The sequence below is a fragment of the Paenibacillus sp. OSY-SE genome (assembly GCF_000283315.1).
Lineage (GTDB): Bacteria > Bacillota > Bacilli > Paenibacillales > Paenibacillaceae > Paenibacillus_B > Paenibacillus_B profundus.
This window is the reverse complement of record NZ_ALKF01000183.1, coordinates 53,164-78,569: the sequence shown is the minus strand read 5'-3', so window position 1 is coordinate 78,569 and position 25,406 is coordinate 53,164. Positions and strand designations below refer to the sequence as shown.

Here is a 25,406-nt window from a genome sequence, read left to right as displayed (position 1 = left end):
TTACCCCACTCTCATCACCTTCACATCGCCGATGAACGTGCTGACGACGATACGGACTTTTTTCCCAGCTTCGTAGAAGTACGGTGTCTCCACCTGCAAATTGTTAATAAAGCCATCCTTCTCGCGGTCAAATACTTTCACGTCACCCAAGAAAGAGCTCGATGTGACGACGACACCCAAATCCATATCATTGGGCACATACACTTTAACGTCGCCGATGAAAGAGGAGACATTCACCTTCGTTTCTCCGTACGGCACCTGCGCCTTCGTCAGATCAAGCACAGTGTCGCCAATAAAGTGAGAAATGTTCATCGGTCTCAATTCCCAATAGTCGCTGCCCAGATGAATATCCCCGATAAATCCGGATTTATTTACCGTCTTACGTTTGTCTCCAGATGATCCTATAGGCGGTGGAGGAATTGACCCCGAGTACGAGGGTCCTCCCTTCATAGACGGATCATAGTCTTTGTTAAAGTCTTTGTTAAAGTCTTTGTTAAAGTCTTTGTTAAAGTCTTTGTTGAAATCCTTGTTGTTAAAATCCTTGTTGTTAAAATCCTTGTCAAAGTCCTTATTGAACTCTTTGTTGAACTTCTTGTCGAAATCATCATCCAACGGCTGCGGTTCACTGTAATGCGGGTCATAACCCCCACCCCAGTTACCGTCGTTCCAGTCGCCCTTCTTCTGCTTGTTCTTACATTTATCCACGTATTTTCTCGGCTTGAAGAGCATGCTTACTCCGATGAGGACAATAATAAGCGGGAACAGCAGCTTGAAAAATTCACCGGGTGACATGTACAAGTAACCCAAGTTCGTCAGTTGGAAATAGCCGCCGATACCTAGCAAAACCAGCCCCCAGAATCCGCCATGGAGCAATGCGTTCAGCCCCGTAACAATTAAGATAAGCGGCCAGTAGGTACGAAAAAGCTCTCCGATATTCATATCGATGAAACCTAGCTGATTCAGCATGAAAAAGACACCGATGGCAATGAGAACAAGCCCTCCTATCCACCGTCCGCGATGTTGATCACCCATAGTTACCCCTCGTTTCCGTTATACTTCAACCTTGTAACTTCAGTGTACGCGAAGTCTCGTCCTTGCGCTAGCGGCGGGGGGTGGAAGTTGATCTCGGTCTCGAGGCGGAGGCGCTGGAATTGTCTGACTGCTCACACATCGAACTATACCGGCAACCAAGAAAAAATGGCTGCCTTGAGCAAGGCAGCCATTTTTGATTCCGTTATAGATAACATCCATGCGAATGGTACCTATTTTTTTGTTTTTTTCACAATATTTTTCATTGCATCATTATTGTTGATTGCTCCAACATCTCCTACTGAGTCAGCGCCAAATTCAGTATCTGCGGCTACAGATTCTGCTCCGAACTCAGTATCTGACGTTACAGATTCTGCTCCGAATTCCGAATTGTATTTCGCATTAGCAGGATTCATGCGGTTTGCTTTGTTGTTTTTTACCATCGTTATTCACCTCCTGAAGTTTCCGCTGGATTCACGGACATGTCAAGGAAACCATCGTTTCCCCAAGAAGTATTATGCGATGACAGCCTCCCCTTTATTCGGCGGGGCGGCACATGCAACTTGTCAGGTTCTTCTGCAACAGCTACAGCATTGATTTTGGTATGTTTCCGTTCTTAAATACCGCTTCATTTAATTCGTTTAACGTTTTCTCCGATATTTTACCGCTTCCTTGCTTGATCAACTGCACTTCCACTTCTTTTTTGCCCCACTGACTGTATACTTGCTTCGTGGTGTCGAAGTACAGATCGATTTTCTTCCCTTTTATTTTGGAACCGATATCCGACACGATGCCGTATCCGTATCCAGGAATATACAATATACTTCCTAAAGGGAAGACCGATAAATCGGCCGCAATGGTCGAGACGTAATCTCTGCGCACCTTCACTCCCGAATACGTAATGCCGTACTCTGGATGTCCCGGTTTTTTTCCAGTCGACTCTACACCAGCCGTATACCCTGTCGCAACAACCTTCAGGCTTTTAATCACTTGCTGCTGCTGCGGAGCCAGATTCGAATCCGTAAACGACATTTGCGCCGAAGAGACCGGCACCGCTGATTGCGGCTGCTTTGCCGATGGCTTTTTCAATGGCGGTTCGACGAACACAAGTGCAAGTGGTGATGCAATCTGATTGGTTGGTCGCAGGTAATTACTCCACTGGTTCCTATTTTGATTATTGATGGCCTGTTCAGTCAATGTTTGCATCGGCTGCAAACGGTCATCGGACCATGGAAATGATGTTCTGTATTTTTCTGGAAGCGCCTTATTCCACTGATATGTCTGGGATGCAGACAGATATGCCATTGCCGTATGCCACGGCACTAATGCTGCAATCGTCATGAGCAATGCAGTTAAACAAACCAACCTAGACAACCTTGCCAACACGTATGTCTGACGGTCTCTTCTCGATGCCATTCGTCCCTTCCGTTCCGAGCGTGTGATATACATTGTAAACATATGGTTACCCCTCCCTTAGTGGGAAGGATGTCCACCGCTTTTTCCTTTTATTCATATTCATCAAAAAAAGAACATTCCCGACAGGCTGGAATGTTCTTTCGACAATATTTATGGAGCGAAGCACAGGAGTTCAAGATTTGTGCAGCGGAAGCACGGGGAGCGGCTCACCGACATCACTTAATCGATCGGCTGCAGCGTCTTTATACAGATCCTTCAACCAATTCAGTTCTGTAACCGTGTATCGGTATCCTCCATACAACATGTGCAGCACGGCACGCGATGCGTGAGGGACATGCTCTTCATATAGAGCCCACATCCGCTCCGCTTCCTTCTCGAACAATTCAATGCGCGATTGGATAATCGCTTTAATCTCTTCCTGATCGCCATATCTGACAAAGGACAAGGCCGCAAAGAAGGGATGCTGCAAATGCGGGGGCAGCTTCATCTCCTTAAGCAGCAACCGTTCAAACTCTGACTTCCCCTGCTCCGTAATCCGGTAAATCGTCTTGTCAGGACGCGATCCTCCGCTAATTACTTCTACCGCTTCAATCAATCCGTTCTTTTTCAATTTTTCGATCGCATAATAAAGAGAGCCGTATTGAAGCTTCATATAGTTGTGCATTTCGCGTTCTTTCATTTCCTGGCTCATTTCATAAGGATGATAGTCTTTGTCCATGAGCAATCCAAGAATAGCCAGTTGCATCGACATCGGTTCCACCTCTTTATCCATGAGACAACAACCTTGCTTTACCTTTCAACGGATGAGCGGTTCACCTGAACGGCAGCAGTTGTCGAATGTCCATGAGGTTTTGTTGTCACCATTTTAACACGACCCATCATCAAAATGAACATAACCGCCAACAGACAAATCAGAATAGACCATTGGAACACGTACGCGATCGAATCGGACAATACTTCAAGCAGCTGCTTCAGCAAGGAGCCCGGCATCGATTGTCTTACTTCGTCTTGAAGCAGAACCTGAGGATTGCCGAACTTTTCCGCCAGCTTCGGATCCGATAGCACCGCGCTGTATTTTTCTTGTAAGTAGGAAGTTTGAATGCTGCCGAAAATAGCGATGCCAAGTGTATTTCCAAGTGTCTGAAAAAAACGGACCAGCGAGTTGACCGTTCCCCGTTGCTGATAGTCGATATTATGCTGAGCAGCCAAGGAAGTTACGGGATAAGATGCCCCTATGCCAAGCCCCATTAATACCATATAAAGCGTCATCTGCAGTCGCGTCGTATCCGGTGTCATTCCTGCCAGACAGACGACCGACAACAACAGGAACAAGATCGCGGTTATCATAATATTGCGGAATGGCATTTTCCTCATCAGCATGCCGCCAGCCATGCTGCTTACAACAAGAGCAAGCATCATGGGCGTGAGCACCGTACTTGCATTTGTGGCGCTCCCGCCGGCAACGCCCTGCACGAACAACGGAATGAAGGTAGCTCCTGCCATCAGAACCATGCCGAATAACATCCCGGCAGCCATGCTGGAGGTGAAGAGCCGATTTTTGAACAGCTTCAATGGAATGATTGGTTCCGCCACCCTCGATTCGATCCACAGAAACGCAATGACCAGCACAATCGCTCCGGCGAACAAACCAAGTATGAGCGGAGACGTCCAGGCGTAATCTTTGCCGCCCATTTCAATGGCGAACATGAAGCACAGAATCGAGGCGACCAACGTAAATGTGCCGAACCAATCAAGCTTCTGACTCAGGAAGACTAAAGATTCGCGATAGCAGAAGATAACAATCAGCAGCGCAATAATCCCAATGGGCAAATTAATGAAGAATATCCAGCGCCAATGCAAATGATCCGTGAAGAATGCGCCCGCTATCGGTCCAAGCACACTGGACAGCCCGAAGACAGCGCCGAACAGCCCGGTCATTTTCGCCCGCTTCTCGGCCGGGAAAATATCGAACAAGATCGTGAACACAACCGGCATCAGCGCCCCACCGCCAATCCCCTGAACGACACGGTACACAATAAGCTCGCTCATGGACGATGCTGTGCCACACAATATCGAACCGAGCATAAACACGATGATTCCGAACACAAAAAATCGTTTTCTCCCGTACATATCGGAAAGCTTCCCGAACAACGGCATGCCAGCCACGCTCGCAATTAAATAGGCAGAGAACACCCAAGTGAACTCATTCATGCCGCCCAGCTTCGCCACAATCGTAGGCAAGGCGGTGACCAATATAGTTTGGTCCAGCGAGACGATAAGCAACGCCATTAACAATCCAAGTACAGTCATATGAACACGAGACAATGCAATCCCTCTCCTCTTATATATTCAAATTTTAATACATTTATTATTATATTCAAATTAGAATATAGTGCAACTAGTTTTTGGAACCGAAGCAAAGAAAGGCCTGAAGGACAGCCAAAAACATCTCCAATGACGGTTGGCGTCTTCAGACCTCATATTCGGTTTATTCCTGCCCGAGAAAGGCATATAGCTCCCCAACCGTCCGCACCTCCTGCTGCCGTTCAATGTCGCGCAACAGCGCGAACCACAGCCGGGCGGTCAATAAAGCATCGTTCAATGCGTGATGGCGGCCCGTGTTGTCCAAGCTGTAGAACGAAAGCCAATCGTCCAACGTGTAGGCCATATATCGAGGATACAGCTTCGCAGCTACGTGCATCGTATCCAAAATGCGGTGCTGCGACACCACACGAGACGTCCTCCACAGAGCCGCGTTAATAAATCGCTTGTCGTGTCCGCTTCCGTGGGCAATGAGCACGCGCTGGCGCACAAATTGGAGAAACTGCCCCAGCACGGTAACTAAGCTCGGCGCCTGCTGCGCCATCTCATTCGTGATGGAAGTCAACCGCTCTACATGCGGCGGGATGTCACGATTCGGATTGACCAGACTATAGAATTGATCATTTTCGACGCCTTGCTCTCCATGCAGCGCAACAGCGCCAATCGAGATGATTTCGTCTCCTTGCTGCGGCGAGAACCCGGTCGTCTCGAGATCGAAGATGACGGCCTCCAGCTCTGTCAACGGCACATGGTCCAGATTGTGCCGCTTCTGCTCCCGCGCCAGAGAGCGGACGAAGGCGATCTGCTGGGCGCTTTTCATATCGAAAATGGAAGCAAACGCCGGCGTGAGGCCGCCTTGACGGTATATTTTCCACACCTCCGAGGCCGGACCCCATTGCGTCATCCTTCATCAGCCTCATTCCTATCTGCTTCGGCATGATTGTGCAGCTTCTGCTCCCGCCCTCTGCATTCGATACAGACCCGCTGCTGCAATGCCTTTACTTCGCGCACACATGATTTGATCTGCGCCCGGATCGGTCTCATTAACAGTTGCCTTGCAATAATGCCGCTCGACTGCCATAGACCGTCTGCAGTCATCTCCTTCTCTGTCAGCTTGCGCAGGCGCAAACAAATGGAGAATCGCGACAGCAGCCGTCTTTCTTCCTCTGGCTTCAGCACGCCGATTCGGCGCAACCCAGATATCCGCGCCTTCGTGGAGGTGTCTGTGAGCCCGTACAGCATGCTCATGTATCGTACTCCATTCACGAAAGGGATATAAATGCCGTATTTGATTTCCGTTCCTCCGGCATGCGCACCGTAAGGAACCCGGAGCAGGTTGCCAAACAGCCCGAGCACTGGCTGATGGCGAAGCGAATTGTTGAGCAACTGTCCAGCGATCGCTGGATGCTGTCTCACAAGCATTCGGAAATGGTCCGATACAGCGTCCGCCAAGCAGCTCTCTCCGATCAGCGGACGCATATCGGCACAGATGAGCAAATAGCGGACATGTTCCCACGTCGGATAACCGAACCGCCTCTGCAGCTGTTCTTGCCACTCCGCCCTAGGCATGCACCATTGCGGGTTGCCGCATGTCACTTTACCTGTGCAAGGCGGGTAGCCGACCGTTTGCAGCGCCTTCTCTATTTCCTTCCCAAGCCGCCGAAAATAAAGTTCAGCCTCCTGGACCCGATCGCGAGACGGGTCTTCGTAGACGATGCCATTATCTTGATCGCTCCAATACGATTGCTCTCGCCTGCCCCCGCTGCCGAACAGAACGAACGCGTAGGCACAAGGCGCGTTCAGTCCTTGCCCGCGCAGCTCTGCTTCTGTCAAGCGGACCGTCTGTGCGATCAACCGATCCTGCATGTCGTTCCACTGTTCATGGAAATCGAACTCATCCTGTTCGTTCTGCACGAAGCTTGTCGCGAATAGGGGGAACAATGATTGGTGGAGCTGGCCCAGCGCCGCCAAGTCGGGCGCCTTGTCGATAAAGCGGCGGAGCAGTTGCAATGGCGGCAGAGTCATCCCAACCGCCTCAGGAATGTTGGCCAGCAAGGGATTCATGCGCCTGCTTCATCTGTTCCGGATAACCGTACTCGCCATGCTCGCTCAGGTCGAGTCCGATAATCTCTTGCTCCTCGTGCACGCGCAGACCTGTCAACCCCTTGATGACGAACAGGAGGATATAGGAGACGAAGAATGCAAAGGCTCCCGCCGACGCAATGCCATACACTTGAACCCACAACTGCTTGAGGCTGCCGGTATCGATTAATCCGCCCCTGCCGACACCGACCTTCTCTGCCAGTTCCGTCGTAGCGAAGATGCCGTTCGAGAGCGTTCCCCATATGCCTGCCATGCCGTGAACAGACAAGGCATAGATCGGGTCGTCGATGCGCAGCTTCTCGAACAGCTTCGCGCTGTAGAAGACGAGCATACCGGCGATAAGCCCGATGACGATGGCTGCCCACGGATCAACGAAGGCGCAAGACGCGGTAATAGCGACCAAGCCAGCTAGCGTGCCGTTCAGAATCGTCGGGATATCGGCTTTGCCGTTCATGATCCAGCTAATGGCGAGCGTGGCGAGCGCGCCAGCGCCTGCCCCCAGCTGTGTGTTCATCGCGACGTAGCCGAAAAATCCGTCACCGACCGCCAGTGTGCTGCCTGCATTAAAGCCGAACCAGCCGATCCAGAGGATAAGCACGCCAAGCGTCGTATACACTTGGTTATGACCTTTGATTTTATTCGGTGCGCCGTCTTTGTTGTATTTTCCGATGCGGGGTTTCAGGAGAAGTGTGGCTGCAAGCGCCGCCATCGCACCAGTCAAGTGAACGACCGTAGAGCCGGCGAAATCCTGCTTGCCATGTTCGGCGAGCCAGCCGCCGCCCCAGATCCAATGCGCGACGACCGGGTAGATGATAGCGGTGAACAACACCGTGAAGAGAACGTAGACGGACAGCTTAGCCCGCTCGGCAAATCCGCCCCAAGCAATGGATAGAGAAACTGCAGCGAATGCGAACTGAAAGGTGAAAAAGACGAACGGAGGCATGCCGACGGCAGCTTGCGGATTGAAGAAGAAGTCGCCCCAGCCGACGAAAGCATTGCCCTCACTGCCAAAGATGAGGCCGTAACCGGCCGCCCAGTATACGAGCGAGCACAAACCGACGGTGAAAACGGTTTTCCCGGCGACATGTCCCGCATTTTTCATCCGCGTAGATCCGGATTCAAGCAAAATAAAGCCCGCTTGCATGAACAGCACGAGGATGGCGGACAGCATTACCCACAAGGCGTTAAGTCCCGTCTCCAGCGTCTGGACAGACGCTTCTCCTGCGGCCAGGGCAAAGCTTGGAACAAGCCCGAACCATCCGCAACCTAGGAGAGCGGCCACCGCCCACCTGCCCCCATCTCGCATTGCGCGCTTCACATTGTTACTTCTCATTTTCTCCACACTCCCCATCATGTTAGATAATATAACAAACATAAACTGATTCATGGAAATTATAGACGTGAAATGAGCTCTATTCAATGGGTTATTGAAAAGAATCCATACAATTGTTCAATATATGTAAATAAACCTAACATTATAGTTGCTAACCTATGGCTTTCTCCATTACCGTGCGGATCTGCTTTCGAATTCGCCAAATCGTTCTTTTGCCCACTATCCCAATTATTCAGAAATAATTGGACATAAGCTCGAATTGCGATTGTTGGTACTGTTCTTCGCTCACTCACTCTGTACTTTGTCAACGCTCGCCTTCCTTTAAGAGCAAGGGTCATTTTCCCCATCGTCCTCACGAGACGTTTATGTACCCCCAAGCTTCATTACGCAATCTGAACATTGGGGAGAGTGGACAAAAAGGCAGATCGAAACAGAGACAAGTGAACACGAGAAGTAGCTTCGAGATGTGAAAATGAAAAAACCGCAGGGATCACCCCTGCGGCTTTAGCGTATAGTATATTGGCTGCATTATTTAAATTCTAATTTATTCCTCCGTCTGGAAAAGCTTCGAGATCGGGTTGTCCACAAATTTTTCTTTATAGATAGAGCCGTCTGCCTTTTGAATAAAGTACTGATAAAAATTGTTCGTTACCATCAATGTTTTCATTCCAGCCAAAGGCAAGAAGCCAGCTGCCGCTTTCTCGTTGACATGATCGTCCGTCCAGAAGTAGTGCACGACCATACGGTCTTTGTTATACGGATGCGTGACGCCATATGCACCGTGAAGTCCAGGCTTGTTCATCACTTCTTTCCACGGGAAGCCCGCTTGCTCGGCCTTTGCCACAATAGCCGGCTTCAACGCTTGAATGAACGTATTATGCTTCGGATTGCCAATGACGATGACGTTGCTTTTGGCCAGCGTCGTCTCCATGTTTTTCTTAATCGCTTGCCGCTCGGACATAATGTCGGCTTTCATACCGGTCATGCTAAGCATATTTTGAATGCCGCTGAATATCATTTCCTGCTGTTCCTTGGCTGCTTTGCTGACCGGATTGCTGTAAACGATGGTCAGCGGTTCGCCGTGCAGCGCTTTGGACATTATTTTAAACATCGTTTCTTTCGACAGATCAGGGTAACCTTGCTCGACCCCATCATACATCTCTACCATGCCTAAACGCATAAATTCTGCTTGTTCCGCCTCTGTCATGCCGTATTCCGGCTTGAGCTCGAAGTTAGGCTTATTCAGATTGTCATCCATTCGATCGCGGACCGCCTTGCCGAACTGGTCCTCGATTGTCTGCAGCAGGCCATCAACGGTCGCGTTGCGGTATGCGTAACGGTTGAAGTACTCCTTCATGAACGCGTCGAACTTCTCTTGCCCGACCGTGCGGTACAGCTCGTAAATGGCGAGTCGGCCTCTCTTATAGAACAAAGCATCCGGCGATTCCCCGGCGTTGTCGTTCGTGGAGTTGATCGCTATGTCCAGCGGATATATATCGCTCCGAACATCATCGAAGCCGCTCAGCTTGCTGCCTTGCTCATTAAAGAAATAGCTCATGGCGAAATCCGCAAAGCCTTCATCCAAAAACGATTCCGTCTCGGAGTCATTGCCGATAATGGAGTGGAACCATTGGTGCGCGATTTCATGGACAAATGCGGTTTTTTTCTCCGGTGCGGCATTAGCGTCAACAAGGCCCATCTGAATAACACGCGAGAACTCTACGGCTACGCCTTCCACGTGGGACTCCACGATGCGGAACTCGGGATATTCATATTTGCCGAATTTGTCGCTGAAAAATTCGATGGCTTTGAACGCTTGATCAATATACTTATTGATTACGGCCGTCTTAGCCGGATCGTTGTTGTCATTGTAGTACACATACTCTACTGTCAAACCGTTCTTTGTCTTGCTGGCTTTATGGAATTTTTCACTAGAGAAAAACACAAGCTCGCGGGTCTTGTCCGACTTCGTCGATACGACCTTGCGGCCGGCTTCAGCTGGCTGCTCCGACATTTGTCCCGGCATCACCACTTGGAGCTTCTCTGGCACGTTCATGTTTACATTGTAGTCAGCCACTTCGTAATAATCGGTCTCGAATTTCGTGCTATAAGGCGTCTTGTTCCAAGTATGCGTCTTCTCGTCATAGACGGACATGACCGGGAACCAATGAGCGCCGTTAATGATATCTTTTTGATAAGACAGTCGCTGCGAACCAAATGGAATTTTTGTCTTGTATTCCAACTCCAAAGCAACTTCCTCATCTTGGTTAAGTGCCTTCTCAAGCTGAACGGTCAGCGCTTGCTTTTCGTTTTTCGTGGCAAGCGTGCGCCCTGTAGCCGTATCCTTTACGCTAATAATATCGATGCCGCCCAGAAAATCCTCCGGTTTTTTATCTGGATTTTCTTGTGCAATTTCTTCGTTGCTGCGGGCAAACATCGATGGCTGCGTTTCTTTCGAGCGGTGCGCATCGGCGAACAAGCGGAACACGACATCGTTAAGCTTATCAGAGGACGTGTTGCGGTACTTCACCGTTTGCTTCCCGGATATCGTCATGTCATCCGTGTTCAGCTTGGCTTGAATATCATATTGAATGTTGGTTTTTACATCTTGCTTCGTTTGCGCTGCCAATGCGGAAGCAGCCTGTGTCGGGCTTCCTTTGGAATCTGCTTGCGCGTAAGCCGTGTTTGTAGAGGTAAATGGAGCTGCAAGCATCGTAAATGCCATGGCGGCCGCTATCGTTGTCTGCAGCAGTTGGCGTCCTGTACGTTTCGTTTTCGTTGTCATAATGCACTTCCTTCATTTGAGAATCACCTCATGATGTTACATTCATTATAGTTCAGACGCGTTCATGCAGCGTGTGATTTACCTTATGACATCCTTACATTTTTGTCAGGTATGGCTGCCGCTATCTGGCATTCCAGCGCTCGGCAGGTTATTGCGCCGACTTGATAGCCTCCAGTCCGCCGCATATGGCGAAGCCTGCCTCTATCGAAGGCTTGTCGCGTCCTCGAAGCGGCAGCCGAACGAAAGGATAAACAAAGACGCCCGTCAGCGACAGGCGTCTTTCTTTCATTTTCATTTCATTTTGTTACAGCAGCATTTTATTGTTCTTTCGGCGCTGCTTCCGGTACATGACGGGTACGAATTTCCTCTTGCAGCAGCGCGATCACTTCCGCGAGCGGCTTCATGCCGAGATCGCCCTCTCCACGTTTGCGGACAGATGCGGCACCGTCATTCTTCTCGTTCTCACCCACAACGAGCATGTACGGCATTTTCTCAAGCTGCGCTTCGCGAATTTTGTAGCCGAGCTTCTCGTTGCGCAGATCCGCTTCCGCGCGGATGCCTGCATCGAGCAGCGTTTCCGTAACTTCCTTCGCATACGCCTCATAAGTCGGCGATACCGGAATTACCTTCGCATGTACCGGAGACAGCCAGAGCGGCAGCGCGCCGGCAAAGTTCTCGAGCAAGAACGCAGTCATACGCTCCATCGTGCTAATAATACCGCGGTGAATAACGACCGGACGGTGCTTCTGCCCGTCTTCGCCTACATACTCCAGCTCGAAGCGCTCAGGAAGCAGGAAGTCAAGCTGCGCTGTCGACAACGTCTCTTCCTTGCCGAGCGCGGTCTTGATTTGCACATCCACCTTAGGGCCGTAGAACGCCGCTTCTCCCTCTTCTTCGAAGAACGGCAAGCCAAGCTCTTCCACGACTTCACGCAGCATGCGCTGCGACATTTCCCACATCGCATCATCCGGAAAATATTTCTCAGTATCTTGCGGATCGCGATAAGATAAACGGAACCGGTATTCCTTAATGCCGAAGTCCTCATATACGCGGCGAATCAAGTTAATAACGCGGGCGAACTCTTCCTTGATCTGATCGGGACGACAGAAGATGTGCGCGTCGTTCAGCGTCATAGCCCGAACGCGGTGCAAGCCTGTCAGCGCCCCTGACATTTCGTAGCGATGCATGGTGCCCAGCTCTGCGATACGAATCGGCAGTTCGCGATAGCTGCGCATATCGCTCTTATACACCATCATATGGTGCGGACAGTTCATCGGACGGAGCACGAGCTCTTCATTGTCGAGTGTCATTACAGGGAACATGTCCTCTTGGTAATGATCCCAGTGCCCCGACGTCTTATACAGATCGACATTCGCCAATACTGGCGTGTAGACGTGGCTGTAGCCGAGGCGTTCTTCCAGATCCACGATATAACGCTCCATTGTCCGGCGCAGCGTTGCGCCGTTAGGCAGCCAGAGCGGCAAGCCCTGTCCGACTTCACGGGAGAACGTGAAGATTTTCAACTCCTTGCCAAGCTTGCGGTGGTCGCGCTTCTTGGCTTCTTCCAGATAATGCAGGTATTCATCAAGCTGCGCCTTCTTCACGAAAGCCGTACCGTAAATGCGCTGCAGCATTTTGTTGTCGGAGTTGCCGCGCCAGTATGCGCCCGCCAAGCTCAGCAGCTTGAACACTTTAATCTTGCCAGTGGAAGGCAAGTGCGGCCCACGGCATAGATCGAAAAATTCGCCTTGATCATAAATCGTAATGACCGAATCTTCCGGTAAGTCAGAAATAAGATCCACTTTCAATTCATCGCCGATCTCATTGTAGATGCGGAGCGCTTCTTCACGTGATACGACACGACGGCGAATCGGCAAATTTTCCGATACGATCCGTTCCATTTCTTTTTCAATCTTAGGCAAATCCTCAGGTGTAAGCGATATATCCATATCGATGTCGTAATAGAAGCCATCCTCGATGACCGGACCAATTCCGAGCTTGACGTTCGCATCTTTATATAAACGCTTGATCGCTTGCGCCATCAAGTGAGCCGTACTATGACGCATCACTTCCAGACCGTCAGCAGAATCTGCCGTCACGATTTCGACCTTTGCATCCTGTTCAATCGGCGTATATAAATCGACCACTTTCCCATCGATTTTCCCAGCCAATGCATTTTTCTTCAGACCGCTGCTGATTGAGCCGGCCACATCTTCAATTGTGCTCCCCTGCTCATACTCGCGTACGGCGCCATCCGGCAATGTTACGTTAACCATAGACATGTGCTGTTCCTCCTTGTTTGTCGATAGAAGTGTGTGTTCAACCTCTATAAAAATAAAAAAACACCCATCCCTATAAAAGGGACGAGCGTTCATAATCATAGCAACTCGTGGTTCCACCCTCATTCGACTGCCTTGCTGCTGCCGCACACGATTCAACATCTGCATGTCGACAGGGCTATAGCAATCCTTGAGCATTCGGTAACGGGAATGACACGTCGAATGATACTATCTCTGGTCTCCGTACAGCAAGGTACAGAACGGCCAAGGAGTTCCCATTCAATGCTCCAAAGGGGTAAATGTACGGCGTACTCCGAAGAGACTTGCAGCCTCGGTCTCTCTCTCTGCGCGGTTCCATCCGTCATTCATATCTTCGTCATCGCATGACGTTATGCAACTGTTATTTCAATATGGCATATTATATGCGATCTTTCACTGGTGGTCAAGAGTCAATGCAGTCAAATAAAAAAGGCGGTTACCGCTGCTTCGGACATTTGTCCGAACCAGACGGAAATCACCTTCTGCATGAGACGGATTCAAGTGTAGCTGTCCTGCGTTTGCAACGGTTCGCTTGCAAGCGGTTGGCAAGAACTGCAGTAAATGCATACCTGCACACGTGACTCAAAGATCTGCTGAATGGTCTTAATTACTTGGGAATCCGGTTCTTGCGTATGAATAATAATATTTTGCGGAGACACGTTAATGAGTGTGCTTACGATCATATCTTCCATTTCCATATCGTAATCCAACATTTCTACAATCATGCCGTCAACAACGTGGTTTGGCTCCAGCGGCTGCATTTGCTCATTGAGAAGCGTAAACTCATGTCCACCCTTATGCATCAAATGAGCAAGCGGTATTTTCGTCTCTTGAATGAACACGAAATATTTCAACAATCCGATAAACTCTTGATACTGGCGTTCAAGCACATATTCGTCAATCGCGTAATCAACGACTTCGCGCAATTCATTCATATACTTCACTAAGCGGAACCGGATAAACCCCTCCAGGTTCAATTCCGTATGCTCCTCTAAATAACGGCGCAGTACGCGCATCACTTTGCCTTTGCGACGGCGGCGCGCCTCCGTAGCCCCGATTTCGTCCACCCCATTAAGCAACTGCAGGCAATATTCCTCTATTTTGCTTTGTTCGCCCTCGTCATAGTGAGATTCTTTTGTAATAAAGGAACGGATGAGCGATTTTTCCTTCATGGACAAAATATATTCGGCAAGTGCCCGTGCGGCTTTATTCCACACGTCTTGTCCTTGTCTGGCAAGCTGAAATCCGGGCATGAGACCGCGGCAAGTAATCAAAGCCATCTGTTCGGTGATCGATTGATCGAACTCCACGCCATTCGGCTGTTTATGTAAATCGCTCAGCTCTTGCTGCAGTAAGCCCGTCAAAGCTGCCATGTCGTCCTGCGATGCATGTGGTAACGATATCGTGAACAGTTCCATGAACTCACTCCTTTCTGTTCCTTATTCAGTATATGGGGGCACAGAAACAGATATACGAAGAGGGTTCTGGAAATACAGGGATGAATATTTCAGACAATCATGTTAGAGCCCTTTGCATCAATCTCCCTTCGAGTCAGGCGCGTCATTTATTCATTATGGCCGTTCGACATTCGCCAGGCCGTTCTTGCTTAATTGTCTTTTAATTAGTGAAATTTTTCACCAAGTGATAGATACGCCCTCTCTCCCAATCAAAAAAACCTCCCGCCCACGGTTGGACCGCGGTGCGGGAGACTGACCCTTGTTAACGGATTTGCAAAGTGTAATGAACATCCTCATCGGCATACTTGTACACGAACACATAGTATCGGCCCGGCTCCGCTTCATAACCGGCGCTCATCCGCTTGTCATCCAATTCGATCGGATATGCGACCGGACGGTCTGTATCGCCTTCCCGGAACAGCATCCAGTTGACGCTTTCGCCAAGCCGCTTCTCCAGCTCAATGCGAAGCGCCGACGGCTTATCCACGTCCACCACAAACACATCCTTATCGTCATCCCCTTCGAGAGCTCCGATGACCGTCCGGCCCGTTGGAATCGGCCCATTGGCCGTATCAGGCGAATCGTTCGGCTCTGACTCTTCGAACAGAGGATTCTCCGGTTCCGGTTGCTGCTCAGGCAGCGTTCCCGGCTGGACGAGCATGCGGTATGGCTGCTCTCCCAGCGCCGTTGCATATACATACACGTAATAGGTGCCCGGCAGGGCCGCAACAGAACCGGCCACACTCGCGCCGGCCACGCGGCTCGGGTAAGCGACATAGTTGGTCAAGTCAGACTCGTGGTAGAGCACCCAAGCCGCCCCTTGCGCCTGTGCGGTCTCCAACTCTAACATCCAATCTCCCGCCTTCTCGACATCAAAGCGGTAGATATCGACCCGATCCGTGTCTTCAAGCTTACCGGATACGGATTTGCCCGCAGTCAAGCGGACGGCCTGTTCCCAGGTATCGTTCGGCTCCCGTTCTACGTTCGGTTGTCCATTACCGTCATGGCCGCCGTTCGGGTCCCCCCCGTCGCCGCCGTTACCGTCTTCATCCGGGTTCTCTACGCTATCCCTGTCGGCAGGCAGCTTGCCGTGGAACACGAGATCGTAGACGAATCGCCCTTCCCCGTCCATACGGTAATTAGTAAAATAAGCAGTCACAGTCTTATACCCGGCCCACGAACGAGCCGTTAGTGTTTTCAGGAATTCGTCGGCAAAACCGTTCATCGTCTGCCAATCCTGCGTTTCCCCTGCCGCAGCCCCGCCGGCGTACGTGCCGCGAAGCTCGAACGTCTGGAAGAAACGGGACTCCCGTTCCTGCGTGCTCACGTTGCTCAATCCCGCGATGGCCGCAATCTCTCCGTAAATGTCCCGCACCGGCTTAGGCTCAGGTGTCCGCATATAATCGTCGGATACGAGCGGCACCGTCAAGCTGTCATACTGGGCGGCCTGCTCCTCGATGGAGCGCTGGTACAATTGATTCAATCCCGCATCGCCGCTCATTGCCGCGAGATGCCCTTCATAGGCCCCCGCATCATTGAACTGGATGGCATCGTGAATCCGGTCAAGCGCCGCAAAGTCGTGCCGGTATAGATGGTCGTACAAGGCAAACGAATAATCGTAAAACTTCCACGTGCCGTACTGCGCATTCACCGTATCCGACACGGAGAAACGCTGTTCCGGCCCGTCGTGCCTCAGATTGCCCACGACCGACTTGCGGGGCTGAATCCCTTCCGTCCGCGTGGCGCCCGCGAAGAATTCGGCTCCGCCTTCGTCGAACCACTGCATGCGCCCCCCGTCATAGAGCGGTCCCCGGCCCCACATGCCCGGCACCACGTACCGCCCCTGCAGATAATGGGTAAATTCGTGCCGGAACAGTTCCTCCAGACTGTAAATGCTCTGCTCGATCGTCCGGTCATACGTGAAGAACGTCCCGTCGCCTTCAATGTAGATGCCGCCATTTTCAGTCTCGTATCCGTATAAATAGCGGTTCATCCGGTACTCGTCCGGATTGTTGTAAATGACAACTGTCAGCACGTCGTCCGCATTGCCCGGCTCCAGCGCCTTATCGCTGCCGATGACGCGGTGGAATTGGGCTTGAACTTCTTTCGCGGCCCAATATAAACGCTGAATCTGCTCCTCGCTCAACTTGTCGCCCGTCTGGAATATGAACCGGCCATCATCGAACTCGGTCCGCTGCGGAAGATAGCGCTCCTTTCCCTGCTGCTTCAACACGGTCATATCCACCAGGCTTCCGTTGGCATCCATCCCCGCGAAGTGTCGCTCAATTTGGTCGGCCGCCACGAAATACACCTCGCCAAGCGCCGGCTCCGTCTGCATAATTTCCGTCAGCACCCGGTTCGCCTGCAACGAGTCGCTGTAATAATGCCCGAGCGAACCCGTATAGTATATCGCGTTGTTCGTCAGCCACAGCTTGTCCGCCGACCTCGGCCCCTGCTTCACCATCCGGAACAGCTGCTCCAGATAAGCGTCGATGCCCCCTTTGAACGCAGCTTCCTGGACAGGATCGTCCATACGCCACATGAGCACATAGCCGACTCCTTGAATGAGGCTGTAGAATGCCTCTCCCGCCGAACGATCGCCGTCGTACGCATCCGTCCGGTCGACGAACGCTGCCAGGACGCCCGCCAAGCGGTTAACGGTATCCCGTTCGACCGTAGTGTTGGATATCAGCTTGCCCGTCGCTCCGATGACCTCGTTCTGCACTGGCGTCCCCCAAGCAAAGGCTGGGTTTTCCATAATTGCCTTCACAGCGGGCAGTACTTTTTCCCGGTACGCTGCCTCATCGATATGTCCGAGTTTCTCGTTGTAATACCCCAAATAGTAACCGGAACGGAGCACCTCCACCAACGTAGGAATGCCTTGATCGTCCTCCGCCGTGAACCGTCTTCCACTCTCCTCCAACCGGTCCACGATGGCCTGAAAGCGGTCCCCGTCCGCATAAAACCGGCGGGTATCCTCGTTATATTTGAACAGCTCGGGAATCGTCCGCCATTCGATGCCCGCGAGCAGATCCGTAAGTTCTTCATTCGACAACGAGTTCAAATGCGCCATGCTGTACGTCGACTGGACATCCTGCCTCGCTTCGCTCTTAAGCGCCTGAGCCGGCTTCGGTTCCTCCATGCCAGCCTCTGCCGAATCTGCGGAAGGCAACTCCCCTACGGCTCCTAGCGGCGAGCCTAGCCGCTCGTCTTCCGTCATTGACCATATGCTGCCGCTCTCCGATTGGATAAATCCGTGCGGCTCTTCCGCCGTACCGACAGGCATGGCCGCGGCGAAGCCTGCTGGGCTTCCCGCAGCTACGGTTACCGCCAGCAAAGCGGCGGCCAGTCTCGTCCATACTTTCTGTTTCATGTGTACAACAACCCCCTTGTGTCTGTTCATTCACGTTTTCTATTTGTGAACGACAAACCTAAATATCGGAGGAAATCGGGAGTTTGGACATAAAACTAAATTCCTGTTTTTCTCAGCAGATAGGACTTTCGTTGCGACAAAACGTTCCTGTAACCGGGACGTGAAAAGGCAAAAAGGCAGCTGACTCCCCGTCGACCGCCTTGCTGCATGTTTTCACTTTTCGGGTAATAGCACTATTATTTACGCTTCGAATATGGGACTTGGAGTTCCATCCGGTAAGAACTTCCGATGTTGTCGAATTTTGCGAGCTAACCCAAACGAATCTAATCGATTGAACTTAGTCTATTTTCGGATCTCTACCTCTTACAAGTCAAAGTCAGCGCACTTCCATTGGAAAATATACAGTCATTTCGTCCATTTCAACCGCGATTCATTCATTCCATTGGAAAACATCCAATCAAATCAGGGTATTTTCTTGCCTTTATGCCGTATGGATAGGATTCTATTGGAGTATTTCCAATGACACCCCACACTTGAGCTCCTAATTATCGTAACCAATGGACAAAATACAATGGAGCACAATGGAAACCTCCCATCGTCCAACAAAAAAGGGCGCTGCCCTCCTCCCTTTCAAAGCAAGAGGCTCGGGCAACGCCAGCATGATGATAATGGCACCACTATGTTATGAGTTCTTCTGCACTACACTAATTCTGCATTATAAAATCACGCTCTACGCGCATATTTTCATCGTCAAACACTTGTAGGATGTTGTACTTCGTATCCCGCTGCGCCGGAACCTTGCCGGCCTCGCGAATGAGACGAAGCGTGCTCTCGATGTTCACTTTGTGCGTCGCTCCAGCGGCGGAGACGACGTTCTCCTCGATCATCGTGCTGCCGAAATCGTTGCAGCCGTAGCTTAACGTCAACTTCCCGACTTCCGGCCCCATCGTTACCCAAGAGGCTTGGAAATTCGGAATGTTGTCCAAGAAAATTCGGCTGATAGCCAATGTCTTCAAATATTCCTCCGGACTGACGCGCTCCGCCTTCATGTTCGTATTGTCTGGCTGGAATGTCCATGGAATGAAGGCAAGGAACCCTTTAGAAGAATATCCATTCGCCAGGCATTCATCCTGTGCTGTGCGAACACGCTCCATATGAAGCGCACGCTCTTCCAACAGCTCGCCGAAGCCGATGACCATCGTCGCCGTCGTGTTCATGCCGACCTTATGTGCAGTTTGCATAACGTCCATCCAATCCCGCCATGAGCCTTTAAGCCGGCTAATTTTACGGCGCGTGCGATCATCCAATATTTCCGCACCGCCGCCAGGCAAGGAGTCCAGACCTGCCTCATGAATTTCACGTACGACTTGCTCCAACGACAATCCGTCAGATACTTCCTGCATTTTCAAGATTTCAGCTGGCGAAAAAGAGTGCATCGTAATGCTTGGGAAACGTTCTTTAATCGCGCGCAGCAAATCTGTATAATAGCTGAAGGGCAGCTCGGGATTCGTTCCACCCTGCATCAATATTTCCGTACCACCAACGTCGATCGTTTCCTGAATCTTCTGAAAAATGACTTCATCCGGAAGGACATAGCCTTCCTTCGATCCGGGTGCGCGGTAGAACGCGCAGAACCGACAATACGTATCGCAAATGTTCGTGTAGTTGACATTTCGACCAATCACGAAGGTGGAAATGGGCTCGGGATGCCACTTCTGCATCTTCTGATTGGCGACGGCTCCAAGCTTTTCTATCTGGTCGGTTTCGAACAAAGTAACGCATTCGTCCGTGTCAATTCGTTCGCCGCGCAGCGCTTTGTCCAGTATGCGGTCAATCGGTGACATCGTACAGTCACTTCCTCTCAAAAATAAGTTGCATAAGTTGCATGCTCATGCGAAAAACGTATCTAGGCGCAGCCACAGCCACAAATGATATATGAACGTGCGCGATATGGCTCATCCGTACGTGACATGATACTTCCTAGTTCATGTCAACAACTGCAATAATGGTAACATAGTTTGCCCGTAAAAAACAGCACCTCCCGGTACAGGCTGAACCGATAATTTGTCCGGTACGATACCTGTAACGAGAGGAATAAAGCAACTTCACTACTTATATTTTATGACAAAGATAATGCTTGATCCAAGTCCTCCAGCAAATCATCAATGTGCTCCAGACCTACGGAGAAACGGAGCAATCCATCCGTAATGCCTCGTTCCATCCGCACTTCCTTCGGCATGGCCGCATGTGACATCATCGCCGGATAGGATAGAATGCTCTCGACAGCCCCCAGGCTGACGGCGACCAGCGGCAGCTTCACTTGGTTCAGCACCTGCTTCGCACGTTCGCCGGAACCGACATCGAAGGATACGACCGCACCATAGCCTTGCGATTGCTTCTCATGCACCTCGCGGCCTGGATGATTCAACAGCCCGGGATAGTAGACGCGGGCAATATCCGTTCTCTCGTGAAGCCACTCGGCAAGACGCCGCGCGCTCTGCTCGCTCTGCTTCATGCGCGCTTCCAGCGTCTTCATCCCGCGCATCAACAGCCAGCTGTCCTGAACACCCAATACGGTGCCGAGACCGTTCTGCATCTGCTTGACGCGGTGTCCAAGGCTCTCGTCCGCCGTTACCGTCAGCCCGGCCAGCACGTCGCTATGACCGCCGAGGAACTTCGTCGCGCTATGCAGTACAATGTCAACGCCAAGCTCGATGGGCCGTTGATGGTAAGGCGTCATAAACGTATTATCGAGCAATGTGATGAGACCGTGTTCCTTCGCCCATGCCGCCACCTCAGCAATGTCCGTAATTTTGAGCGTCGGGTTGGACGGTGTTTCCATGTATACGGCCTTCGTGTTCGGGCGAAGGGCGGCTTTCACCTGTTCGATATCCGTCATATCGACGAAGGTCGATTCAATGTGCAAGCGGGTCAGGATAGACGTCAACAAACGGTACGTTCCCCCGTAGACATCCTCTGTTACAATGACGTGATCGCCCGCCGACAGGAGCAGGAATGCAGACGAAATTGCAGCCATGCCAGATGCGAATGCGTATCCGTTGCTTCCGCCTTCCAACAAAGCGATATAATTCTCCAGCGCCTGTCGCGTCGGATTGCCGGAACGGGAATAGTCATATTCAGGCGGCTCGTAAATATCGTGATGATGGAACGTTGTCGCCTGGTATATCGGAACGCTGGACGCCCCCGTATTACTGTCGATCTCACCGCCAAAGTGGATAAGCTTCGTCGCAAAGCGGCGCTCGCCTTTTTGGGGATGGTTGCTTCCCAGTTCGTCATCGTGTCCCTTATGTTGCTCGCTCATATTTTTCGTCACCCCTCTATTTCCGCTTTTGCCGCAGCAATCGCTTGGTCCAAATCCGCAATGAGGTCTTCCGTATGCTCGATACCGACCGAGAAGCGCAACAGACGGTCGTCAACGCCGATCCGCTCCCGAATTTCCTGCGGAATGTCTGCATGCGTCTGTATGGCCGGATATGTCATCAGCGATTCGACACCACCTAAGCTTTCCGCAAATGCAATCAGCTTCAGATGTCTCAGAATCGGCTCAACATACCGCGCATCCTTCAAGCGGAACGAGAAGATGCCCGTGTTGCCCGCCGACTGCCGCTTCTGAATATCATGGCCCGGATGATGCGGAAGCGCCGGATAGTACACTGCTTCAATGGCCGGATGGTCCAGCAGCCAGTTCGCAATGATCGTCGCGTTAGTCTGATGCCGCTCCATTCGGAGGGCGAGCGTCTTCATGCCGCGCATCAGTTGGTACGAATCCGACGGACTGAGTACGGCGCCGATTGAATTATGCAGAAATCCGATTTCGTCGGACAATTCCTTGCCCTTTGTCACGATAAGGCCAGCCAGCACATCGTTATGTCCACCCAAATACTTCGTCGCACTGTGGACGACGATATCCGCTCCAAGCTCAATTGGGCGCTGGAAGAACGGCGTAAGGAGCGTATTGTCGACGATAGTCAACATGCCGTGTGCCTTAGCCCAAGCCGCAACCCGTTCGATGTCCGTTATCATCATGAGCGGATTGGTCGGCGTCTCGATGATGACCGCCTTCGTCTCCGGCTTGCGCGCCGACTCGAGCGCATCCATATCGTTCGTATCAACATAGGCCGCCGACACGCCGAAGCGGGACATGATCTGTTCAAGCAAGCGGTATGTCCCGCCGTACAAGTCCAACGACACGATCAGATGATCCCCTTGACTGAACAGCGCGAATACGGTCTGCAATGCTGCCATCCCCGAGCTGCACGCGAAGCCTGCATCTCCGCCTTCCAAGGCGGCCGCCGCGTCTTCCAGCACTTGCCGGGTCGGGTTCTTCGTACGTATATAATCAAATCCGGTGCTCTGCCCGAGCCGTGGATGGCGATACGCGGTTGCTTGAAAGATTGGATACGTTACGGCGCCTGTCTTCGGCTCATGCACCGACCCGATCTGTGCGAGCCGGCTTTCGATGCGGTAGTTGTCTGAGTTCTGTGCAGCCATTACAATTGCGCCCCTTCCTTGTGCGATACGGCTCTGCCTAATTCATACGGCGTCTCTTGATATACATAGTAGTTCAGCCAGTTGGAAAAGAGCAGATTGGCATGCGCACGCCAAGTCGAGTACGGCTTTTTGGACGGATCGTTATTTGGAAAATAATTAGCGGGGATGTCCATATCCATCCCTTTCGCGATATCCCGATCATATTCCCATTTCAATGTACAGGGATCGTATTCAGAGTGCCCGGTCACGAAGATTTGCTTGCCATCCTCAGTCGCAACCAGATAGACTCCCGCTTCTTCTGATTCCGCTAATATATTCAAGGCGGCAACTTGCTCGATATCCTCGCGTCTCACTTCCGTATGGCGGGATTGTGGAACAAGGAACATCTCGTCGAAGCCGCGTGTCAGACTTACATTTTCCTTCGTTAACGTATGGGGAAATACCCCAAATATTTTGTTGTCTAGTGAATATTTGCGAATGCCGTAATGATAGTACAGACCTGCCTGGGACGCCCAACATATATGAAAGGTCGAGGTCACATTTTCCTTGGACCATTTCATGATGAGGCACAGCTCCTGCCAATAGTTCACGTCCTCGAAATCCATCTGCTCCACGGGAGCCCCTGTAATAATCATGCCGTCAAACTGCTGATTCTCAATTTCTTCAAACGTTTTATAAAAGGACGACAAATGTTCCGCCGATGTATTTTTCGAGGTATGGCTCGCTGGATGGAGCAATGTCACATCTACCTGAAGCGGCGTATTGCCAACTAAGCGAAGCAGTTGGGTTTCCGTCGTCTCTTTCGTCGGCATCAAGTTCAGAATTACAATTCGAAGCGGACGAATATCTTGGTGATACGCACGTGTTTCGTCCATAACGAATATGTTCTCCTGAGACAGTATTTCTTTGGCCGGCAAGTGATCCGGAATTTTAATCGGCATGACGCTCTCCTCCTTCATATTGGTTCCATACATGCAGCACTGGCAAACGTATGTAGCAAGTGGATACGGCGCTCCTGTCCTTTTTCATATACAAAAAAGACCTTTCCCGGCGATTCGAGAAAGGTCATGCATTACGTTCTCATGCCTCTCTCATCTGTCAGCAACGATTGGATCGCTGCTGCAAGAATTAGCACCGTACGTACATAACTGCAAGATTCTTGGAACAAGAATCTGCCATGTCATGGCTAACGCCGGTTGCCGGGTTTCATCGGGCTTGTCCCTCCACCTGCTCTTGATAAGATTGCTATCGTTCGTTATTCATTTGTTTGCCATTTGCCAAATAGGACTTGGTAATAACTTATAGCAAAGACCAGCCTCTCGTCAAGAGGCAATTCACCATCTCTTATGAAATGCCATATGTTAAATCAATGACAAACTTCATACTTTCACACATTTGCTCGGTTTCAACTAAATTCTGTAATTCATTTTTTCTTGAAAGGTGAAAGTACGAGCGTTATACTTAACAAGTGCGTGACCGCACTACCTGATTTATAACGAATAAGTTGAGGTGAATTTCGGATGGATGGCGACCCGAGGCCGTGCCACGGTACGAACGGACAACCGAATATGACGATTCGACAGGAACCGATGTCGCCCAAGACCGTTGCTGTCTGTTGTTCGTGCCCATAAGTTGAACAGCTTTCAACTACCTTGACGTATGTCTATGCACCGAATGACGGACGAAGTCATGAGCATCTCCCTGCTTGAATCGTCAATAATAGACGACGCAGCCCGCCAACAGTTGGCGGTGCGAAGGAGTGAGTGCAATGAAAATCCGTCTTGTAAACGAAGGGGTATTTACACCTGTGGAAGACATCAATGTCGCATTGACGACGCCTGAACAAGGCTTTTACTGGATCGATGCCGATATTGATGATTTGCTCGTGCTTCAGCCTCTATTCTCCATGCATGATCTGGCCGTAGAGGACTGTATGAGCGAAGAAGAGCAACGCCCGAAGATTGAAATCTATGAAGGCCATTACTTTATCGTGTTTAACAGCATCCGGTTTGATGATGAGGAAATATTTTTACGTTCGCTGAACATATTTCTAGGCAAGCACTTTATTATTACAGTAACGAATCAGAAAATAAATGAGCTGCGCATGGTAAAGCCGGTCCTGTGGGAACAGGAAGTCAGTGCGGCAGACCGCATGTTATATCACTTAATTGACATGGTCGTTGACAACTATTTCACGGTAGCCGATCGAATTGAAGCGAAGATCGACAATCTGGAAGAAGAGCTTATTGTCAGCGCCAAGAAGACCCATCTAAATGAAATCATTAGCTTGCGAAGCGAAATACTCTGGCTCAAAAAAGGATTGGCTCCGCAAAAAGAAGTGCTGCTCGTCCTTTACCGTAAAGAACTGCGGCTTATCGACGATGATTTGCAAAAATACTTCCGTGACATTTATGAGAATGCTGTCAAGGTGTCCGAGACGTTTGAAACATTCCGCGATCTGATGGGAAACTTACGAGAGTCATACCAGCTCAGCATTGCGAATCGCGCGAACGACATTATGAGAGTGTTCACCGCCATCACGACCATATTCATGCCGCTTACTTTGATTACAGGCATCTATGGAATGAACTTCGACTATATCCCGTTCATGGATTGGGATTTTGGTTCTTTCTATACGATGGGCTTTATGTTCATACTCGGCGCATTCATGTTCTATTTATTTCGGAAAAAAGATTGGATCTGACAAAGCGACCATGCGATTGCCCGTGTTCCTGACTTGATCAAGGACACGGGCATT

At 50.7% G+C, this 25,406-nt stretch carries 18 protein-coding genes and 1 riboswitch; of the genes, 1 reads left to right on the top strand and 17 read right to left on the bottom strand.

The features are described 5' to 3' along the window. The 17 genes from liaF to metA all read right to left on the bottom strand — a co-directional run bounded on the left by liaF (position 1) and on the right by metA (position 23,589). Positions 1–1,032: a cell wall-active antibiotics response protein LiaF gene (liaF, locus tag A372_RS0115615; RefSeq protein ID WP_019421807.1), complete on the bottom strand. Its 1,032-nt coding sequence runs from the start codon at positions 1,030–1,032 to the stop codon at positions 1–3. A gap of 230 nt (positions 1,033–1,262) precedes the next feature. Further along, positions 1,263–1,472 (bottom strand): hypothetical protein, encoded by a 210-nt coding sequence (locus A372_RS0115610; RefSeq protein WP_019421806.1) that lies wholly within the window; start codon positions 1,470–1,472, stop codon positions 1,263–1,265. Between the two features lie 142 nt (positions 1,473–1,614). Next, positions 1,615–2,487 carry a 3D domain-containing protein gene (locus A372_RS36425; RefSeq protein ID WP_019421805.1) on the bottom strand — a complete coding sequence of 291 codons (873 nt, stop codon included), beginning with the start codon at positions 2,485–2,487 and terminating at the stop codon, positions 1,615–1,617. Positions 2,488–2,617: 130 nt separating this feature from the next. Continuing rightward, positions 2,618–3,217: a PadR family transcriptional regulator gene (locus A372_RS0115600; protein ID WP_233698331.1), complete on the bottom strand. Its 600-nt coding sequence runs from the start codon at positions 3,215–3,217 to the stop codon at positions 2,618–2,620. Positions 3,218–3,234: 17 nt separating this feature from the next. Further along, the gene (locus A372_RS34040) at positions 3,235–4,770 is read right to left on the bottom strand and encodes an MDR family MFS transporter (protein WP_019421803.1); all 1,536 of its coding nucleotides are present in this window, start codon (positions 4,768–4,770) and stop codon (positions 3,235–3,237) included. Between the two features lie 163 nt (positions 4,771–4,933). Next, on the bottom strand, positions 4,934–5,671 hold the full coding sequence (locus A372_RS0115590) for an exonuclease domain-containing protein (protein ID WP_019421802.1): 738 nt from the start codon (positions 5,669–5,671) through the stop codon (positions 4,934–4,936). Beyond that, positions 5,668–6,831 carry a DUF294 nucleotidyltransferase-like domain-containing protein gene (locus A372_RS34035; RefSeq protein WP_019421801.1) on the bottom strand — a complete coding sequence of 388 codons (1,164 nt, stop codon included), beginning with the start codon at positions 6,829–6,831 and terminating at the stop codon, positions 5,668–5,670. The genes A372_RS0115590 and A372_RS34035 overlap by 4 nt, the downstream gene beginning before the upstream one ends. Next, entirely contained in the window at positions 6,803–8,203 is a 1,401-nt protein-coding gene (locus tag A372_RS0115580) for an ammonium transporter (RefSeq protein ID WP_019421800.1), read from the bottom strand. The genes A372_RS34035 and A372_RS0115580 overlap by 29 nt, the downstream gene beginning before the upstream one ends. A gap of 544 nt (positions 8,204–8,747) precedes the next feature. Beyond that, positions 8,748–10,988, bottom strand: coding sequence for a M1 family metallopeptidase (locus A372_RS0115575; protein WP_019421799.1), 2,241 nt, complete (start codon positions 10,986–10,988; stop codon positions 8,748–8,750). A 148-nt stretch (positions 10,989–11,136) separates the two neighbouring features. Next, positions 11,137–11,277 carry a hypothetical protein gene (locus A372_RS37410; RefSeq protein ID WP_019421798.1) on the bottom strand — a complete coding sequence of 47 codons (141 nt, stop codon included), beginning with the start codon at positions 11,275–11,277 and terminating at the stop codon, positions 11,137–11,139. A 28-nt stretch (positions 11,278–11,305) separates the two neighbouring features. Then, positions 11,306–13,270 (bottom strand): threonine--tRNA ligase, encoded by a 1,965-nt coding sequence (gene thrS / locus A372_RS0115565; protein ID WP_019421797.1) that lies wholly within the window; start codon positions 13,268–13,270, stop codon positions 11,306–11,308. 533 nt (positions 13,271–13,803) lie between these two features. Beyond that, entirely contained in the window at positions 13,804–14,724 is a 921-nt protein-coding gene (gene ytxC / locus A372_RS0115560) for a putative sporulation protein YtxC (protein ID WP_019421796.1), read from the bottom strand. A 301-nt stretch (positions 14,725–15,025) separates the two neighbouring features. Continuing rightward, positions 15,026–18,136 (bottom strand): collagenase, encoded by a 3,111-nt coding sequence (locus A372_RS0115555; RefSeq protein ID WP_019421795.1) that lies wholly within the window; start codon positions 18,134–18,136, stop codon positions 15,026–15,028. Positions 18,137–18,840: 704 nt separating this feature from the next. Continuing rightward, positions 18,841–19,980, bottom strand: coding sequence for a cyclic dehypoxanthinyl futalosine synthase (gene mqnC / locus A372_RS0115550; RefSeq protein WP_019421794.1), 1,140 nt, complete (start codon positions 19,978–19,980; stop codon positions 18,841–18,843). Between the two features lie 275 nt (positions 19,981–20,255). Further along, positions 20,256–21,458 carry a trans-sulfuration enzyme family protein gene (locus tag A372_RS0115545; protein ID WP_019421793.1) on the bottom strand — a complete coding sequence of 401 codons (1,203 nt, stop codon included), beginning with the start codon at positions 21,456–21,458 and terminating at the stop codon, positions 20,256–20,258. 8 nt (positions 21,459–21,466) lie between these two features. After that, positions 21,467–22,648, bottom strand: a complete 1,182-nt coding sequence (locus A372_RS0115540; RefSeq protein WP_019421792.1) for an aminotransferase class I/II-fold pyridoxal phosphate-dependent enzyme — start codon at positions 22,646–22,648, stop codon at positions 21,467–21,469. Beyond that, positions 22,648–23,589, bottom strand: coding sequence for a homoserine O-acetyltransferase MetA (metA, locus tag A372_RS0115535; protein ID WP_019421791.1), 942 nt, complete (start codon positions 23,587–23,589; stop codon positions 22,648–22,650). The genes A372_RS0115540 and metA overlap by 1 nt, the downstream gene beginning before the upstream one ends. 147 nt (positions 23,590–23,736) lie before the next feature. Then, a riboswitch (SAM riboswitch) is annotated at positions 23,737–23,891 on the bottom strand. 525 nt (positions 23,892–24,416) lie between these two features. On the opposite strand from metA, the gene corA reads away from it, so the two are divergent. After that, the gene (gene corA / locus A372_RS0115530) at positions 24,417–25,352 is read left to right on the top strand and encodes a magnesium/cobalt transporter CorA (RefSeq protein WP_019421790.1); all 936 of its coding nucleotides are present in this window, start codon (positions 24,417–24,419) and stop codon (positions 25,350–25,352) included. Positions 25,353–25,406: the final 54 nt, after the last annotated feature.